We start from the raw sequence: 1,864 nt of genomic DNA, 5'->3' as shown, positions 1-1,864 counted from the left end.
GTCCAGTCCTTGCTATCACGCCAATGCGTGGGGCTCGGGCTAGGCGTCGGCGTGGGTGTCGGCTTGGGCGGGACAGTGATCGTGGTGGTCTCTGTCACGGGCGGAGGGCCTACCGGCAACACCCAGAACACCACCACCAACCCCACCAAACTAAAGGCGAGGACCGCGATAGCGACATACCAGACGCGCTTACTCATCTGTTTTGTAGGTGGGTGATGTATTCGTTGAGCAGCGCGACAAGGGCCTCGTCGTTGTTGATGCTTCCACCGGCCATGCCGACTATTGTGGCGTCTTCGCTGTGCGCGATGCATTCGATTCCATTGACAGCTGGCTCGTTTCCGCAGGTGAAGTTCCCGACGTAGCGCGGATTCTTCCAGTTCTTGGCGTACATGTTGAACGTGTCATCGAGGGTGTATTTGCTGCGATCTACGTCCAGTGAGAGTGTTATGGTGTCGTTTCTGTCGTTGTAGTGGACGGAGCCGAGCCAGACGTTGATGGTGGCCCATTTGGGGTCGAAGGTGAGGTTGCCGAGGGTCTCAGGGAAGGCATAGTCGTCGCGGGGCAGGCCCGCGTAAAGCGGCGGAAAGCGATACGGGGGCGGGATAACAGTCCAGTCCTTACTATCACGCCAATGCGTGGGAGTCGGGCTAGACACCGGACTGGGCGTGGGTGTCGGTTTGGGCGGGACAGTGATCGTGGTGGTCTGTGTCACGGGCGGAGGACCTACCGGCAACACCCAGAACACCACCACCAACCCCACCAAACTAAAGGCGAGGACTGCGATAACGACATACCAGACGCGCTTACTCATCTGTTTTGCAGGTGGCTGATGTATTCGTTCATGATCTCGACGAGGGCCTCGTCATTGTTGCGGAGGCTTCCACCGGCCGTGGCGACTATTGTGGCGTCTTCGCTGTGCGCGATGCATTCGAACCGGCCGGTGAGTTGGGTGTGTCCGCAGGTGAGGTTCCCGACGTAGTGCGGATCCCGCCACTCCTCGGCATAATCATTGAATGTGTCGTCGAGGGTGTATTTGCTGCGGTCTACGTCCAGCTTCAGCGGTATGGTGTCGTTTTCGTCGTTGTAGTGGACGGAGCCGAGCCAGACGTTGATGGTGGCCCATTTAGGGTCGAAGGTGAGGTTACCGAGGGCCTCAGGGAAGGCATAGTCGTCGCGGGGCAGGCCCGCGTAAAGCGGCGGAAACCGATACGGGGGCGGGATAACAGTCCAGTCCTTGCTATCACGCCAATGCGTGGGGCTCGGACTAGGCGTCGGCGTGGGTGTCGGCTTGGGCGGGACGGTGATCGTGGTGGTCTGTGTCACGGGCCGAGGGCCTACCGGCAACACCCAGAACACCACCACCAACCCCACCAAGCTGAAGGCAAGGATGGTGATGGTGGCATACCAGACGCGCTTGCTCATCTGTTTTGTAGGTGGGTGATGTATTCGTTCATGATCTCAACGAGAGCCTCGTCGTTGTTGCGGAGGATTCCACCGGCCATGCCGACTATTGTGGCGTCTTCGCTGTGCGCGATGCATTCGAAGTGTCCGGTGGGGTTGGTGTGTCCGCAGGTGAGGTTCCCGACGTAGTGCGGATCCCGCCACTCCTTGGCGTACATGTTGAAGTTGTCGTCGAGGGTGTATTTGCTGCGGGTGACTTTTAGCCAGAGCGCCTCAATGTTGTCTGGGCCGTTGTAGTGGACGGAGCCGAGCAAGGCGTCACTGTTGTCCCATTTGGGGTCGAAGGTGAGGGTGCCGAGGGTCTCAGGGAAAGCATAGTCGTCGCGGGGCAGGCCGGCGTAAAGCGGCGGAAAGCGATACGGGGGCGGGATAACAGTCCAGTCCTTGCTATCACGCCAATGCG

4 protein-coding genes are annotated in these 1,864 nt (G+C 59.5%); all 4 read right to left on the bottom strand.

From position 1 onward, the window contains the following. Positions 1-197 (bottom strand): hypothetical protein (locus tag EII42_RS13575; protein ID WP_233558391.1); only part of this gene is annotated, 197 nt, incomplete at its 3' end. Continuing rightward, positions 194-811 carry a hypothetical protein gene (locus tag EII42_RS12010; protein ID WP_125172390.1) on the bottom strand — a complete coding sequence of 206 codons (618 nt, stop codon included), beginning with the start codon at positions 809-811 and terminating at the stop codon, positions 194-196. The genes EII42_RS13575 and EII42_RS12010, both read right to left, overlap by 4 nt. Next, positions 808-1,422 carry a hypothetical protein gene (locus tag EII42_RS12005; protein WP_125172389.1) on the bottom strand — a complete coding sequence of 205 codons (615 nt, stop codon included), beginning with the start codon at positions 1,420-1,422 and terminating at the stop codon, positions 808-810. Before EII42_RS12005 ends, EII42_RS12010 begins: the two co-directional genes overlap by 4 nt. Further along, positions 1,419-1,864, bottom strand: a 446-nt coding sequence (locus tag EII42_RS13040; protein ID WP_158676507.1) for a hypothetical protein, incomplete at its 5' end; no start/stop codon positions are given. The genes EII42_RS12005 and EII42_RS13040, both read right to left, overlap by 4 nt.

Origin of the sequence: Tessaracoccus sp. OH4464_COT-324 (genome assembly GCF_003932855.1) — a bacterium.
Taxonomy (GTDB): domain Bacteria; phylum Actinomycetota; class Actinomycetes; order Propionibacteriales; family Propionibacteriaceae; genus Arachnia.
This window is presented reverse-complemented; position numbering and strand designations above follow the sequence as displayed.

What these genes read in the sequence shown, in the direction of transcription:
- EII42_RS12010 (WP_125172390.1), bottom strand. Translation starts at nt 811, where the DNA reads ATGAGTAAGCGCGTCTGGTATGTCGTTATCGCAGTCCTCGCCTTTAGT.
- EII42_RS12005 (WP_125172389.1), bottom strand. Translation starts at nt 1,422, where the DNA reads ATGAGCAAGCGCGTCTGGTATGCCACCATCACCATCCTTGCCTTCAGC.